This is a genomic window from Cedecea lapagei (assembly GCF_900635955.1).
Lineage (GTDB): Bacteria > Pseudomonadota > Gammaproteobacteria > Enterobacterales > Enterobacteriaceae > Cedecea > Cedecea lapagei.
Map to the genome: position 1 here is coordinate 4,342,179 of NZ_LR134201.1, position 16,703 is coordinate 4,358,881.

The 16,703-nt window shown below is 54.1% G+C and carries 8 protein-coding genes, 1 tRNA gene and 3 rRNA genes; 3 read left to right on the forward strand and 9 right to left on the reverse strand.

The annotated features are described in order from the left end of the window. Positions 1-121 precede the first annotated feature (121 nt). Positions 122-955, forward strand: a complete 834-nt coding sequence (gene iclR / locus EL098_RS21070; RefSeq protein WP_126357960.1) for a glyoxylate bypass operon transcriptional repressor IclR — start codon at positions 122-124, stop codon at positions 953-955. Here iclR and aceK read toward each other — a convergent pair. From aceK to EL098_RS21110, 8 genes are all read right to left on the reverse strand, one after another. After that, the gene (aceK, locus tag EL098_RS21075) at positions 952-2,694 is read right to left on the reverse strand and encodes a bifunctional isocitrate dehydrogenase kinase/phosphatase (RefSeq protein WP_126357961.1); all 1,743 of its coding nucleotides are present in this window, start codon (positions 2,692-2,694) and stop codon (positions 952-954) included. The genes iclR and aceK overlap by 4 nt on opposite strands. A gap of 57 nt (positions 2,695-2,751) precedes the next feature. Then, positions 2,752-4,059, reverse strand: coding sequence for an isocitrate lyase (gene aceA / locus EL098_RS21080; RefSeq protein ID WP_126357962.1), 1,308 nt, complete (start codon positions 4,057-4,059; stop codon positions 2,752-2,754). A 30-nt stretch (positions 4,060-4,089) separates the two neighbouring features. Further along, positions 4,090-5,688, reverse strand: coding sequence for a malate synthase A (gene aceB, locus EL098_RS21085; protein ID WP_126357963.1), 1,599 nt, complete (start codon positions 5,686-5,688; stop codon positions 4,090-4,092). A gap of 245 nt (positions 5,689-5,933) precedes the next feature. Next, positions 5,934-6,863 carry a homoserine O-acetyltransferase MetA gene (metA, locus tag EL098_RS21090; protein ID WP_126357964.1) on the reverse strand — a complete coding sequence of 310 codons (930 nt, stop codon included), beginning with the start codon at positions 6,861-6,863 and terminating at the stop codon, positions 5,934-5,936. 595 nt (positions 6,864-7,458) lie between these two features. Continuing rightward, positions 7,459-7,574 (reverse strand): 5S ribosomal RNA (gene rrf, locus EL098_RS21095). 103 nt (positions 7,575-7,677) lie between these two features. Next, positions 7,678-10,586: ribosomal RNA gene (locus tag EL098_RS21100) — 23S ribosomal RNA — on the reverse strand. A gap of 212 nt (positions 10,587-10,798) precedes the next feature. Then, positions 10,799-10,874, reverse strand: a tRNA-Glu gene (locus EL098_RS21105). 85 nt (positions 10,875-10,959) lie between these two features. After that, positions 10,960-12,499 (reverse strand): 16S ribosomal RNA (locus EL098_RS21110). The 16S, 23S and 5S rRNA genes sit together here with 1 tRNA gene alongside, the layout of an rRNA operon. 562 nt (positions 12,500-13,061) lie before the next feature. On the opposite strand from EL098_RS21110, the gene purH reads away from it, so the two are divergent. Both purH and purD read left to right on the forward strand, forming a co-directional pair. Then, a complete protein-coding gene (gene purH, locus EL098_RS21115) occupies positions 13,062-14,651 on the forward strand; it encodes a bifunctional phosphoribosylaminoimidazolecarboxamide formyltransferase/IMP cyclohydrolase (protein WP_126357965.1) in 1,590 nt (529 codons plus the stop codon). A gap of 18 nt (positions 14,652-14,669) precedes the next feature. Beyond that, positions 14,670-15,962: a phosphoribosylamine--glycine ligase gene (purD, locus tag EL098_RS21120; RefSeq protein WP_126357966.1), complete on the forward strand. Its 1,293-nt coding sequence runs from the start codon at positions 14,670-14,672 to the stop codon at positions 15,960-15,962. Positions 15,963-16,010: 48 nt separating this feature from the next. On the opposite strand, the gene EL098_RS21125 is transcribed toward purD, so the two are convergent. Next, on the reverse strand, positions 16,011-16,703 hold the full coding sequence (locus tag EL098_RS21125) for a DUF1481 domain-containing protein (protein ID WP_126357967.1): 693 nt from the start codon (positions 16,701-16,703) through the stop codon (positions 16,011-16,013).

A 16,703-nucleotide genomic window follows, 5' to 3' on the forward strand; every position in this document is an offset into this window, starting at 1 on the left:
AAAGCCGCACGTCAGAAACATGAGAGATGTTCAGCATCACTCATCCGATCAGTCTGCGAGCGGTTGCAAATTCGCCAAATAAAACGAAAATGATTTCCACGATACGAAAAAGGAGTCCGGTATGGTTGCTACAGTTCCCGCTAAACGAGGTAAGAAACCCCGCGCCGCAGCCGCCGCTGCCCCGCAGGCCACCGGGCAGGTCCAGTCTCTCACCCGCGGCCTGAAGCTGCTGGAGTGGATTGCCGAATCTCACGGTAGCGTGGCGCTTACCGAGCTTGCCCAGCAGGCCGGTCTGCCGAACTCCACGACCCACCGCCTGCTGACCACGATGCAGCAGCTGGGCTTCGTTCACCAGGTGGGCGATCTGGGCCACTGGACGATTGGCGCTCACGCTTTTGTCGTCGGCAGCAGCTTCCTGCAAAGCCGCAACCTGCTGGCAATTGTGCACCCGATCCTGCGTAAGCTGATGGAAGCCTCCGGCGAAACGGTCAATCTTGCGGTGCTCGATAAGAGCGATCATCAGGCGATTATTATCGACCAGGTTCAGTGTACACAGCTGATGCGTATGTCTGCGCCCATCGGCGGCAAGCTACCGATGCACGCCTCCGGCGCAGGCAAGGCGTTTCTGGCTCACCTGAACGACGACGAGCTGGCCGGCCTGTTGCACCGCAAGGGCCTACACAGCTACACGCCAGCGACGCTGACTTCGCCGCTGCATTTAAAAGAAGATCTAGCGCAGACGCGCAAGCGTGGTTACTCGTTTGATGATGAAGAACATGCGCTGGGGTTACGCTGCGTTGCCTCCTGCATTTACGACGAGCACCACGAAGCGTTTGCTGCCATCTCCATTTCCGGCCCAATTTCACGTATCACAGATGACAGGGTGACGGAGATTGGTGCGCTGGTGATCAAGGCAGCGAAGGAAATTACGCTGGCGTACGGCGGCGGGCGCTAACCAGCTCGCTTTACTTCGTCAAACCGCTGGCTGAAGCGCTGGCGGCGGCGATAGGCGAAGACGTCTTCAACATAACCCTCCCGGATACGGGTTTGCAAAGCTCGCCAAAAGTCGGCCCTGAAAAGGTCGGCATGCATTTCATCAAATAGCGGACGAATGCGCTTGTCCGCGCAAAGATAGTGGCGGAACTCCTCCGGGAAGACATCTCCCGGCGAGATGCTGTACCACGGCTCGGAAGAGAGTTCATCCTCGGGGTAACGAGGCGGCGGAATATCCCGGAAATTCACCTCGGTCATGTAGCAAATTTCATCGTAATCGTAGAACACCACTCGCCCGTGGCGCGTCACGCCAAAGTTTTTAAACAGCATGTCGCCGGGAAAGATATTGGCCGCCGCCAGCTGGCGAATCGCGTTGCCATACTCTTCCACCGCATCCCTCAGCTGCTGCCCTTCAACCTGCTCTAGCCACAGGTTGAGCGGAACCATTCGCCGTTCGATGTAAAGATGGCTGATGGCAATGCGGTCGCCAAGATCGGTGAGTTTTTCCGGGACTTCTTCGCGCAGCAGCGCCATCAGCTCGGGGCTGATTTGCTGCTTATCCAGCACGAAGTTTTCAAACTCCTGGGTGTCCGCCATGCGGCCCACGCGATCGTGCTCCTTTACCAGTTGATAACAGGCACGAACCCTTTCGGCGGTGACCTCTTTCTGCGGCGCAAACTGGTCTTTAATCACTTTGAATACGCGATCGAAGCCGGGCAGCGTAAACACCAGCATCACCATGCCACGAATACCCGGCGCCTCAACAAACTGCTCGTTTGTGCTGTTTATGTAGGTCAGATACTCACGATAGCTTTCGGTCTTACCGTGCTTCTGGCAGCCAATCGCCATATAGAGTTCGGCGGTGGTTTTCCCCGGCAAAATCTCGCGGAGCCACTCGACGAGCGCGGCGGGAAAAGGGGCATAAACCATAAAATAGGAACGGGCGAAGCCAAAAACGATACTGGCCTCAGGCGAACTGGTCAGGCAGGTATCCACCATTAAAAGGCCATCATCGGTTCGGTGGATCGGCAGCAAAAATGGAATCGTGACGCCGGACAGCACCAGTTTGCCAACCAGCCATGCTGCTTTATTGCGATAAAACAGCTCGTTGGCAACTTCCAGCGTGGCCGTTCGCAGCGCCTCTGCACCAAACGTTTCGTGCAGGTGGGCAAGGATGAAACCGACATCCCGCGCGATATCCTGCCAGGGCAGGCGCAGCGGGAGATCGGAAAGCAGGCCTGTGAGCATCGCGGTCCAGCCGTGCTCCGGATAAAAGGTTTTTGCCAGCGGACGAGGCAGCGGCCGAAGCTGTTTGCCAGCCTGCGAGCTGAAGATAAAAAGCCGCTCGGGAGTAAGCGAGCGGTGGTCGAAGAGTCGACAATAGACAGAATTAAAAAAGCTTTCGGCAATTTCAAAACGTGGGTACTCCGGCAGCAGCCGGGTGTACTGCTCTTTTACGCGCAGCAAAAAAGCCGCGTCGGTATTCTGCCCGCCGGTAATACAGCGAAGCTGCTCTACAACGAGGCCCACATGATGATCGTAAAGATTGATACGGCTTTTCATCGCCTGCTGAACGGCGTGCCAGTCCGCCTGCTCAAAGCGCTGCTGTGCGCCAGCAGTGACTTCAAGGAATCGACCATATTGCGCGTCGAATCCCTGCAGGATGGTATGGGCAATTAACAGCTCCAGCCTGTGTGACATTTATTTCTCCCCTCACCCCGGCCCTCTCCCAAAGGAGAGGGGGAAAATAAAGTTTGTTCAGAACTGTTCTTCTTCGGTAGAACCGGTAAGCGCGGTGACGGAGGAAGCGCCGCCCTGGATAATGGTGGTTACGCGGTCGAAGTAGCCGGTGCCCACTTCCTGCTGGTGAGAGACGAAGGTATAACCTTCGGAAGCCGCAGCAAATTCTGGCTGCTGTACTTTCTCCACATAGTGACGCATGCCCTCGCCCTGCGCATAAGAGTGCGCCAGGTCGAACATGTTGAACCACATGCTGTGGATCCCCGCCAGGGTGATGAACTGGTATTTGTAGCCCATGTCCGACAGTTCCTGCTGGAAGGAGGCGATGGTTTTGTCATCGAGGTTTTTCTTCCAGTTGAATGACGGCGAGCAGTTGTAGGCCAGCAGCTTGCCTGGGAAACGAGCGTGGATGGCTTCGGCAAAGCGTCGAGCCTGGTCCAGATCGGGTTTAGAGGTTTCACACCAGACCAGATCGGCATAAGGAGCGTAGGCCAGGCCACGACTGATAGCCTGCTCGATGCCAGCGCGGGTGCGATAGAAACCTTCCTGCGTGCGCTCGCCGGTGATGAACTCGCGGTCATATTCATCGCAGTCTGAGGTAATCAGGTCTGCCGCATCGGCATCGGTACGGGCAATCAGCAGCGTAGGCACGCCCATCACGTCAGCCGCGAGGCGAGCGGCGATTAATTTCTGAATCGCTTCCTGGGTCGGCACCAGGACTTTACCGCCCATATGGCCGCACTTTTTCACCGAAGCAAGCTGGTCTTCAAAGTGTACCGCCGCTGCACCGGCCTGAATCATCGACTTCATCAGCTCGAAGGCGTTCAGCACGCCGCCAAAACCAGCCTCGGCATCGGCAACGATCGGCAGGAAGTAGTCAACGTGACGTGGATCGCCCGGCTCAATATTAGACGCCCACTGGATCTGATCCGCGCGCTGGAAGCTGTTGTTAATCCGATCAACGACCGCAGGAACGGAGTTCGCCGGGTAGAGCGACTGATCCGGATACATGCTGGACGCCAGGTTAGCATCCGCCGCAACCTGCCAGCCGGAGAGGTAGATAGCCTCGATACCCGCTTTAGCCTGCTGCAAAGCCTGGCCACCGGTTAACGCCCCAAGACTGTTTACGTAGCCTTTTTTCGACTCTCCGTGCAGCAGACGCCAGAGCTTAGCCGCCCCGTGCTGCGCCAGAGTGCATTCCGGGTTCAGAGAACCGCGCAGTTTCACCACGTCTTCTGCGCTATAGGTGCGCTCAATACCTTCCCAACGCGGTTGTGTCCATTCCTGTTGTACTTGTTGAATCTGTTGGCTACGAGAGGTTTTCATTGCAGATGCTCCATTTTTATAGGGTTAGGTTCAGGCAAGCAGGCGGTAGCCCGGCAGCGTCAGGAAGTCGATTAACTCTTCTGAGGTGGTAATTTGTTCCATCAGCCGCGCGGCTTCATCGAAGCGCCCCTGGCTAAAACGCTGGTCACCCAGCTCGTCCTGAATCACCAACATCTCTTCGGCAAGCATCTGGCGGAACAGCGCTTTAGTCACGGTCTGGCCGTTGCTCAGCGTCTTCTGGTGGTGGATCCACTGCCAGATGGAAGTACGGGAAATTTCAGCGGTTGCGGCATCCTCCATCAGTCCATAGATGGGCACGCAGCCGTTACCGGAGATCCATGCTTCGATGTACTGCACCGCAACGCGAATGTTGGCGCGCATGCCTTCTTCGGTGCGCTCTCCTGGACAAGGTTCAAGCAGCTGCGCCGCGGTAATGGGAGCATCCTCGCTGCGGCTGATATTGAGCTGGTTATGACGTTCACCCAGCGCTTTGCCAAACACCTCTACCACCGTGTCTGCCAGCCCAGGGTGGGCAATCCAGGTGCCATCGTGGCCGTTGTTGGCCTCCATCTCTTTGTCCGCTTTGACTTTGTTCAGCACCCATTCGTTACGCGCGCTGTCTTTACTTGGGATAAAGGCCGCCATCCCGCCCATCGCAAAAGCGCCACGGCGATGGCAGGTTTTGATCAGCAGGCGCGAGTAAGCATTCAGGAACGGTTTGTCCATCGTCACGGACTGCCTGTCCGGCAGGACGCGATCCGGATGGTTTTTTAGGGTCTTGATGTAGCTAAAGATATAATCCCAGCGGCCGCAGTTCAGACCAACAATGTGATCTTTCAGGGCATGCAGGATCTCGTCCATCTGGAAGACAGCCGGTAACGTTTCGATCAGTAAGGTGGCTTTAATGGTGCCACGCGGCAGATCGAAGCGATCTTCCGTAAAGCTGAAGACCTCGCTCCACCAGGCCGCTTCCTGCCACGACTGCGTTTTCGGCAGGTAGAAATAGGGGCCGCTGCCTTTGGCCAGCAGAGCATTAACGTTATGGAAGAAATAGAGCCCGAAGTCGAACAGACTGCCTGGGATAGCTTCTCCGCGCCAGGTAACGTGTTTTTCAGGCAAATGCAGACCACGTACGCGGCAAATCAGTACCGCCGGGTCTGGCTTTAGCTGATAGATTTTCCCCGCTTCGTTGGTCCAGCTGATGGTGCCATTAATCGCATCACGCAGATTTATCTGGCCGTCGATGACTTTGCTCCAGCTCGGTGCAAGCGAATCCTCAAAGTCGGCCATAAATACTTTCACGTTAGCATTCAGGGCATTGATAACCATCTTGCGTTCTACCGGCCCGGTGATTTCAACCCGGCGGTCAAGCAAATCCTGTGGGATGCCGCGAATCTGCCAGTCACTTCTCCGAATGGAATCAGTTTCCGAATTAAAATCAGGTAGCTTTCCTGCATCAATGGCCTGCTGCTCTGCAATACGAGACGCCAGCAGCTTATTACGCTGCGGAGTAAAGCGGGTCACCAGATCGTTGAGGAAATCAACGGCTTCAGGCGTAAGGATCTGCCTCTCCTGTTCGCCAAACGGCTGGTTAAAGGCCAGCTCTTCGCTAACTGTCTGTTGTGTCATTCGGTTACTCCTTCGTCTTATCCTGTCGGGACGGCCAAAAGTGAATCGCGCACGGCTGTGCAGTTTTCATGCAACAGAATTAAGACTACTTCATGATTTTTTAAAATCAAAAACAATTTCCATTTTTGATTTTAAATTAATTTATCGCGTTGATATTTATGAGATTAAAGTTTAAACAAGGAGGGAAGTGGTTTTCAGAATAGAAAAAAGGCGCCGAAGGCGCCTGTGACGGGAGGCTGAAACGCTTAATCCAGCGTAGGATTCATGTGGCGGAGATCGAATGGCGTGATCTGGTAGACGTAATAGTTCAGCCAGTTGGTGAACAGCAAGTTGCCATGGCTGCGCCAGGTCGCACGAGGTTGTTTCGCAGGATCGTTACCCGGGAAGTAGTTATAGGGAACCTCAGGCTCCAGCCCCGCCTCGACATCCCTGAAATACTCGCCGGATAGCGTTAACGCATCGTATTCCGGGTGGCCTGTCACAAACGCAATGCGTTTATCCCTGCTGCCGAAGAGGTAAGCATCGCCCTGCTCGGTTTCAGCAAATATCTCCAGATCCGTATAGTCGCGGATAAGCTGAGCGGGGAAGTCAGCATAGCGAGAGTGAGGCGCAAGGAATGAGTCGTCAAACCCGCGAGTCAGCAAAGCATGAGGCTGAGTGACCTGGTGCTCATAGACACCAGACAGCTTTTCATTCCGGGTCTGCTTCGGAATACCGTATAAAATATTCAGCGCAGCCTGAACGGCCCAGCAGACAAACAGCGTGGAGGTGACATGATCTTTAGCCCACTCCAGGACCTGTTTGATCTGCGGCCAATAAGCTACGTCATTAAATTCGACCAGGCCAAGCGGCGCACCGGTCACAATCAGGCCGTCAAAGTTATCGTGCTGAATATCTTCAAAATTGCAGTAAAAGTTATTGAGGTGCTCGCCGGGCGTATGGCGAGATTCACGACTATCGATACGCAGCAGCTGGATGTCCACCTGCAGCGGAGAGTTGGAGAGCAGCCGCAGGAACTGGTTTTCCGTCTCAATTTTCTTCGGCATCAGATTCAGAATCAGTACCTTTAGCGGACGTATTTCCTGATTGCTGGCGCGCGATGAAGTCATCACAAAGACGTTTTCCTCACGCAGGAAATTGACGGCTGGTAGCTCGTCCTGCACCCGAATCGGCATAACCTTATATCCTCAAAGCATACGTTTAAACGTTTAGACATCCAGACACCTGACGATACCGAGTTTAGCGATCAATGTCGAGTCAGAAGCGAAAAGGTGAAAATGTTTCATTCAGGCGCGGCGGCTGAGAGCAGGGGATTACGCTGGATTTAAGGGGAAAATGGAGTGAATAAATCTGCCGCTTAAAGGGAAAATTGAAGGTTACATAAACCCTGCCTTTCAGTCGGGGCTGGGGCTGATTTGATGCGGGGCAGTTTATGGCGGGCGTCCTGCCCGCCACCCTTCGGGCCGTTGCTGCGCAACGTTCAAATCCGTTCCCGACGGATTTGTCCTACTCTCTGAGAGCAGGGCCTGCAGATAGCACATAAACAAAAAACCCCAGCCGTCAGGCTGAGGTTTTCTGTTTTATTTGATGCCTGGCAGTGCCTACAATACTCGTATCATCCTGATACTCGCCCCTTCGGAGCCGCCGCAGGCGGCGTTCAAACGTGTTCCCGACACGTTTGTCGCATGCCCATGCGCGTGTAATGAATTCCCGGACAGCTGATAAGCAAAAAGCCCCGCACAAATGTGCGGGGCTTTTCACTAATTTGATGCCTGGCAGTTCCCTACTCTCGCATGGGGAGACCCCACACTACCATCGGCGCTACGGCGTTTCACTTCTGAGTTCGGCATGGGGTCAGGTGGGACCACCGCGCTACGGCCGCCAGGCAAATTCTGTTCATTGACCGTCATATCTTCATATAACCATCAACTTAATCCTGAACTAAGCTGAAAATCTTCTTGCGTCTCTGCAAAACACCTTCGGTGTTGTAAGGTTAAGCCTCACGGATCATTAGTACTGGTTAGCTCAACGTATCGCTACGCTTACACACCCAGCCTATCAACGTCGTCGTCTTCAACGTTCCTTCAGGACTCTCAAGGAGTCAGGGAGAACTCATCTCGGGGCAAGTTTCGCGCTTAGATGCTTTCAGCGCTTATCTCTTCCGCATTTAGCTACCGGGCAATGCCATTGGCATGACAACCCGAACACCAGTGATGCGTCCACTCCGGTCCTCTCGTACTAGGAGCAGCCCCCCTCAATTCTCCAGCGCCCACGGCAGATAGGGACCGAACTGTCTCACGACGTTCTAAACCCAGCTCGCGTACCACTTTAAATGGCGAACAGCCATACCCTTGGGACCTACTTCAGCCCCAGGATGTGATGAGCCGACATCGAGGTGCCAAACACCGCCGTCGATATGAACTCTTGGGCGGTATCAGCCTGTTATCCCCGGAGTACCTTTTATCCGTTGAGCGATGGCCCTTCCATTCAGAACCACCGGATCACTAAGACCTGCTTTCGCACCTGCTCGAGCCGTCACTCTCGCAGTCAAGCTAGCTTATGCCTTTGCACTAACCTCACGATGTCCGACCGTGATTAGCTAACCTTCGTGCTCCTCCGTTACGCTTTAGGAGGAGACCGCCCCAGTCAAACTACCCACCAGACACTGTCCGCAACCCGGATTACGGGTCTACGTTAGAACATCAAACATTAAAGGGTGGTATTTCAAGGTTGGCTCCACGCAGACTGGCGTCCACGCTTCAAAGCCTCCCACCTATCCTACACATCAAGGCTCAATGTTCAGTGTCAAGCTATAGTAAAGGTTCACGGGGTCTTTCCGTCTTGCCGCGGGTACACTGCATCTTCACAGCGATTTCAATTTCACTGAGTCTCGGGTGGAGACAGCCTGGCCATCATTACGCCATTCGTGCAGGTCGGAACTTACCCGACAAGGAATTTCGCTACCTTAGGACCGTTATAGTTACGGCCGCCGTTTACCGGGGCTTCGATCAAGAGCTTCTCCTTGCGGATAACCCCATCAATTAACCTTCCGGCACCGGGCAGGCGTCACACCGTATACGTCCACTTTCGTGTTTGCACAGTGCTGTGTTTTTAATAAACAGTTGCAGCCAGCTGGTATCTTCGACTGCCTTCAGCTCCACCCGCGAGGGGTTTCACCTACCGACAGCGTGCCTTCTCCCGAAGTTACGGCACCATTTTGCCTAGTTCCTTCACCCGAGTTCTCTCAAGCGCCTTGGTATTCTCTACCTGACCACCTGTGTCGGTTTGGGGTACGATTTAATGTTACCTGATGCTTAGAGGCTTTTCCTGGAAGCAGGGCATTTGTTACTTCAGCACCGTAGTGCCTCGTCATCACACCTCAGCGTTAAAAGAAGTCCGGATTTACCTAAACTTCCCGCCTACATGCTTAAACCGGGACAACCGTCGCCCGGCTAACATAGCCTTCTCCGTCCCCCCTTCGCAGTAACACCAAGTACAGGAATATTAACCTGTTTCCCATCGACTACGCCTTTCGGCCTCGCCTTAGGGGTCGACTCACCCTGCCCCGATTAACGTTGGACAGGAACCCTTGGTCTTCCGGCGAGCGGGCTTTTCACCCGCTTTATCGTTACTTATGTCAGCATTCGCACTTCTGATACCTCCAGCAGACCTCACAGTCCACCTTCGACGGCTTACAGAACGCTCCCCTACCCAACAACACATAAGTGTCGCTGCCGCAGCTTCGGTGCATGGTTTAGCCCCGTTACATCTTCCGCGCAGGCCGACTCGACCAGTGAGCTATTACGCTTTCTTTAAATGATGGCTGCTTCTAAGCCAACATCCTGGCTGTCTGTGCCTTCCCACATCGTTTCCCACTTAACCATGACTTTGGGACCTTAGCTGGCGGTCTGGGTTGTTTCCCTCTTCACGACGGACGTTAGCACCCGCCGTGTGTCTCCCGTGATAACATTCTTCGGTATTCGTAGTTTGCATCGGGTTGGTAAGCCGGGATGGCCCCCTAGCCGAAACAGTGCTCTACCCCCGAAGATGAGTTCACGAGGCGCTACCTAAATAGCTTTCGGGGAGAACCAGCTATCTCCCGGTTTGATTGGCCTTTCACCCCCAGCCACAAGTCATCCGCTAATTTTTCAACATTAGTCGGTTCGGTCCTCCAGTTAGTGTTACCCAACCTTCAACCTGCCCATGGCTAGATCACCGGGTTTCGGGTCTATACCCTGCAACTTAACGCCCAGTTAAGACTCGGTTTCCCTGCGGCTCCCCTATACGGTTAACCTTGCTACAGAATATAAGTCGCTGACCCATTATACAAAAGGTACGCAGTCACCCCATAAATGAGGCTCCCACTGCTTGTACGTACACGGTTTCAGGTTCTTTTTCACTCCCCTCGCCGGGGTTCTTTTCGCCTTTCCCTCACGGTACTGGTTCACTATCGGTCAGTCAGGAGTATTTAGCCTTGGAGGATGGTCCCCCCCATATTCAGACAGGATACCACGTGTCCCGCCCTACTCTTCGAACTCACAGAATGTGCATTTTAGTGTACGGGAGTATCACCCTGTACCCTGCGACTTTCCAGACGCTTCCACTAACACACAAACTGATTCAGGTTCTGGGCTGCTCCCCGTTCGCTCGCCGCTACTGGGGGAATCTCGGTTGATTTCTTTTCCTCGGGGTACTTAGATGTTTCAGTTCCCCCGGTTCGCTTCGTTAAGCTATGTATTCACTTAACGATAGTGTGACGAATCACACTGGGTTTCCCCATTCGGAAATCGCCGGCTATAACGGTTCATATCACCTTACCGACGCTTATCGCAGATTAGCACGTCCTTCATCGCCTCTGACTGCCAGGGCATCCACCGTGTACGCTTAGTCGCTTAACCTCACAACCCGAAGATGTTTCACTTCAGATTATGAAAATTTGAGAGACTCGAACATGTCTTAACCCCATTCCTTATTACGGAGGAATGAGACGACATGTCGTTTCAATTTTCAGCTTGTTCCGGATTGTTAAAGAGCAAATATCTCAAACATGACTCTTTCAAGTCAGCTTTGAGATATAACGGCACGCAACTTTCACTTACATACCAGCAAGTGGCGTCCCCTAGGGGATTCGAACCCCTGTTACCGCCGTGAAAGGGCGGTGTCCTGGGCCTCTAGACGAAGGGGACACTGAAGTCTCAATCGCAAGACGCCTTGCTTCTCTACATCTATCAGACAATCTGTGTGAGCACTACGCGGGTTGTATCTATTAGGTAAGGAGGTGATCCAACCGCAGGTTCCCCTACGGTTACCTTGTTACGACTTCACCCCAGTCATGAATCACAAAGTGGTAAGCGCCCTCCCGAAGGTTAAGCTACCTACTTCTTTTGCAACCCACTCCCATGGTGTGACGGGCGGTGTGTACAAGGCCCGGGAACGTATTCACCGTAGCATTCTGATCTACGATTACTAGCGATTCCGACTTCATGGAGTCGAGTTGCAGACTCCAATCCGGACTACGACGCACTTTATGAGGTCCGCTTGCTCTCGCGAGGTCGCTTCTCTTTGTATGCGCCATTGTAGCACGTGTGTAGCCCTACTCGTAAGGGCCATGATGACTTGACGTCATCCCCACCTTCCTCCAGTTTATCACTGGCAGTCTCCTTTGAGTTCCCGGCCGAACCGCTGGCAACAAAGGATAAGGGTTGCGCTCGTTGCGGGACTTAACCCAACATTTCACAACACGAGCTGACGACAGCCATGCAGCACCTGTCTCAGAGTTCCCGAAGGCACCAAAGCATCTCTGCTAAGTTCTCTGGATGTCAAGAGTAGGTAAGGTTCTTCGCGTTGCATCGAATTAAACCACATGCTCCACCGCTTGTGCGGGCCCCCGTCAATTCATTTGAGTTTTAACCTTGCGGCCGTACTCCCCAGGCGGTCGACTTAACGCGTTAGCTCCGGAAGCCACGCCTCAAGGGCACAACCTCCAAGTCGACATCGTTTACGGCGTGGACTACCAGGGTATCTAATCCTGTTTGCTCCCCACGCTTTCGCACCTGAGCGTCAGTCTTTGTCCAGGGGGCCGCCTTCGCCACCGGTATTCCTCCAGATCTCTACGCATTTCACCGCTACACCTGGAATTCTACCCCCCTCTACAAGACTCAAGCTTGCCAGTTTCGAATGCAGTTCCCAGGTTGAGCCCGGGGATTTCACATCCGACTTAACAAACCGCCTGCGTGCGCTTTACGCCCAGTAATTCCGATTAACGCTTGCACCCTCCGTATTACCGCGGCTGCTGGCACGGAGTTAGCCGGTGCTTCTTCTGCGAGTAACGTCAATCGACAAGGTTATTAACCTTATCGCCTTCCTCCTCGCTGAAAGTACTTTACAACCCGAAGGCCTTCTTCATACACGCGGCATGGCTGCATCAGGCTTGCGCCCATTGTGCAATATTCCCCACTGCTGCCTCCCGTAGGAGTCTGGACCGTGTCTCAGTTCCAGTGTGGCTGGTCATCCTCTCAGACCAGCTAGGGATCGTCGCCTAGGTGAGCCGTTACCCCACCTACTAGCTAATCCCATCTGGGTTCATCTGATGGCAAGAGGCCCGAAGGTCCCCCTCTTTGGTCTTGCGACGTTATGCGGTATTAGCTACCGTTTCCAGTAGTTATCCCCCTCCATCAGGCAGATCCCCAGACATTACTCACCCGTCCGCCGCTCGTCACCCAGGAGCAAGCTCCCCGTGCTACCGCTCGACTTGCATGTGTTAGGCCTGCCGCCAGCGTTCAATCTGAGCCATGATCAAACTCTTCAATTTAAAAGTGTTTGATGCTCAAAGAATTAAAACTGTTTATAAAATCAGTAGTCACTCTTCAAGACTTGATATTTGTTTGCATCCGAAGATGCTGAGATATCAATCCTGCGAGTGCCCACACAGATTGTCTGATAAATTGTTAAAGAGCAGTGAGTTACGCGCTTTCGCTTGCTAACTCGAGGTGGCGTATATTACGCTTTCCTCTTTCAGAGTCAACCCTTAATTTCAGGATTTTTCACTCTCATCGCCGCCGTTACTCTGTGATGTTGTTCACATGTTCCGTGTCGATGGAGGCGCATTATAGGGAGTTCTCCCGGCGCTGCAACACTAAAATGACAGAAAAATGACTGACTGCTGCATTCCACAGCAAAACCCCGCCTTATACCTTTTTACACACAGACTTATCCACAATGATGCGAAAAAGTGAAAATGTGCGAGCGTTGCGCAAACGTTTTCGTTAAAATGCTCGCGCTTAACAAAGGTGCCCCGGCGGGTGTGTTAGATGAGTTTTTCGATGGAAAATTCATCTAACGCTCTCTGTAATCGTGAAATCCAGGGATTTACCATGCAACAACGTCGTCCAGTCCGCCGCGCTCTGCTCAGTGTTTCTGATAAAGCCGGTATCGTCGAATTCGCTCAGGCCCTCTCCCAGCGTGGAGTGGAGCTGCTGTCCACCGGCGGAACCGCCCGCCTGCTGGCTGAAGCAAACCTGCCGGTAACCGAAGTCTCCGACTACACCGGTTTCCCGGAGATGATGGACGGACGTGTCAAAACGCTGCATCCGAAAGTTCACGGCGGCATTCTGGGTCGCCGTGGCCAGGACGACGGGATTATGGCGGAGCACGCCATCTCTCCTATTGATATGGTCGTCGTTAACCTTTATCCGTTTGCCCAGACCGTTGCCCGCGAAGGCTGCTCTTTAGAAGATGCGGTCGAGAATATCGATATCGGCGGCCCAACCATGGTTCGCTCCGCGGCCAAGAACCATAAAGATGTGGCGATCGTAGTAAAAAGCAGTGACTACCAGGCGATCGTTAAAGAGCTGGATGCTAATGAAGGATCCCTGACGCTGGAAACCCGCTTCGATCTGGCTATTAAAGCTTTTGAGCATACCGCCGCCTACGACAGCATGATCGCTAACTACTTCGGTAGCCTGGTGCCTGCTTATCACGGCGAGAGCAAAGATCCTGCCGGGCGATTCCCGCGCACGCTGAACCTGAACTTTATTAAGAAGCAGGATATGCGCTATGGCGAAAACAGCCACCAGCAGGCCGCCTTCTATATAGAAGAAGAAATTAAAGAAGCGTCCGTGGCTACCGCTACCCAGGTTCAGGGCAAAGCGCTCTCCTATAACAACATCGCGGATACCGACGCTGCGCTGGAGTGTGTGAAAGAGTTCGACGAACCTGCCTGCGTTATCGTTAAGCATGCCAACCCTTGCGGCGTCGCCGTCAGCGGTTCCGTGCTCGAAGCCTATAACCTGGCTTATAAAACCGATCCAACGTCTGCCTTCGGCGGCATCATCGCTTTCAACCGTGAACTGGATGCTGAAACCGCACAGGCCATTATTTCCCGCCAGTTTGTCGAAGTGATCATCGCCCCTTCCGCCAGCGAAGAAGCGCTGAAGATAACCGCAGCCAAGCAGAACGTACGCGTTCTGGTTTGCGGCCAATGGCAGAAACGCACGGCTGGCCTCGACTTTAAACGTGTGAACGGCGGCCTGCTGGTTCAGGATCGCGATCTGGGTATGGTGACCGCAGGCGATCTGCGCGTTGTCACTAAACGCCAGCCAACGGAGCAAGAACTGCATGACGTGCTGTTCTGCTGGAAGGTAGCGAAGTTCGTTAAATCCAACGCCATCGTTTATGCCCGTGACAATATGACCATTGGTATAGGCGCTGGCCAGATGAGCCGCGTTTACTCCGCCAAAATTGCCGGCATCAAGGCCAGCGATGAAGGTCTGGAAGTGAAAGGTTCCGCCATGGCGTCTGATGCCTTCTTCCCGTTCCGCGATGGGATTGATGCCGCAGCTGAAGCTGGCGTGAGCTGCGTTATCCAACCGGGCGGCTCTATTCGTGATGACGAGGTCATTGCCGCCGCCGACGAGCACGGGATCGCGATGATCTTCACCGATATGCGCCACTTCCGCCATTAATTACCGGAGCGTTTACAGATGAAAGTTTTAGTTATTGGTAACGGCGGGCGCGAACACGCGTTGGCCTGGAAAGCGGCTCAGTCTCCTTTAGTGCGCACCGTATTTGTTGCGCCGGGCAACGCGGGCACCGCGCTGGAACCAGCTCTGCAGAATGTAGCTATCAGCGCCACGGATATTCCAGCCCTGCTGAGTTTTGCGCAGAATGAAAAAATTGATTTAACCATCGTCGGGCCTGAAGCGCCGCTGGTCATTGGCGTAGTGGATGCATTCCGTGCCGCTGGCCTGAAGATCTTCGGGCCAACCGAAGGTGCCGCGCAGCTGGAAGGCTCGAAGGCATTTACCAAGGATTTCCTGGCTCGTCACAACATTCCGACGGCGGAATACCAGAACTTTACCGAAGTTGAGCCTGCGCTGGCCTACCTGCGTAAGAAAGGCGCGCCAATCGTTATCAAAGCTGACGGCCTGGCCGCAGGGAAAGGCGTTATCGTGGCAATGACGCTGGAAGAAGCAGAGGCCGCGGTAAACGACATGCTGGCCGGGAATGCGTTTGGCGATGCGGGACACCGCATTGTTATCGAAGAGTTCCTCGACGGCGAAGAAGCCAGCTTTATTGTGATGGTAGACGGTGAGCACGTCCTGCCTATGGCCACCAGCCAGGATCATAAGCGCGTTGGCGACGGCGATACTGGCCCTAACACAGGTGGGATGGGAGCCTACTCCCCGGCCCCGGTGGTGACTGACGAAGTGCATCAGCGCACTATGGAACGCGTAATCTGGCCGACCGTGCACGGCATGGCAGCCGAAGGAAACACCTATACCGGTTTCCTGTACGCCGGTCTGATGATCGATAAGCAGGGTAACCCGAAGGTGATTGAGTTCAACTGCCGCTTCGGCGATCCGGAAACTCAGCCCATCATGCTGCGTATGCAGTCAGATCTGGTCGAGCTGTGCCTCGCCGCCTGTGACGGCAAACTGGATGAGAAAGACTCTAAGTGGGACGAGCGTCCGGCGCTGGGCATCGTGCTGGCGGCGGGCGGTTATCCGGCAGATTACCGCAACGGCGACGTTATCCACGGCCTGCCGCTGGAAGAAGTGACCGACGGCAAGGTCTTCCATGCCGGCACTAAGCTCAGCGAAGATGATCGTGTACTCACCAACGGCGGGCGAGTGTTGTGCGTAACTGCGCTGGGTGAGACGGTTGCCAAAGCTCAACAGCGCGCGCTGGAACTGAAAAAAGATATTCACTGGGATGGCAGCTTTAGCCGCTCGGATATCGGTTATCGCGCCATTGCGCGTGAAAACGCGAAGTAATATATCGACACTACACACTAAACCGCCCACGTGGCGGTTTTTTTCTGCCTAGAATTCGCCAGGCTTAGGCTGCCAGCTGCAGAAGTCCTGGTTCGCCACCAGCAAGAGCTGTGAACCTTCCGGTGCTTCCAGCCATGCAATGCTGACTTCAAGGGAGGAGTTCCTCTGACGCTGTTCAATATGCTTCAGTGAGGCGCTATCAAGCTTAGGCGATAAGGTTTCACCTTCGCAGGTGGTAACCGTGCCGTTCAGGTGCCAGCGCCCCTGACGCAGCACAACGTGACCTATGCGCAGAGCCTCGCTGGTCTCCCGAATGCGGTTGGCGTTGAACTGGTATAAAGCAACCTGATCGTTAGAGAGCTGCTGCTTCTGATTGTTAACTTCACGCTGCATAAAGCTCAGCTCGCCGTGGTCGTCAAAACGAACTTTGACATGCTCCGGCTGCTTGCTCTGGATATTGAGTTCAATGAAGGTCAGTTTGTCGCCCTGCCAGCGGTATTCACCGGTGGTAGTGGCGCCGTGTCGCCATGGACTAAAGGCGGTAAGTATGTGGGTGGATTCATCGGCATTGTCTTTACGCCAGATGCGCACCACGCCCTGGTCGGCGACATAGCCGGTGGCGGTAAAAGGAGGGAGTTTATTACTGCTGCATGCCGTGAGCACTATTGCACCCGCCAGCGCCAGCAAGGGACGCCAGACGGACAAAAGGGGCGTAAACGCCCCTCTGTTAAAACTGTTCAC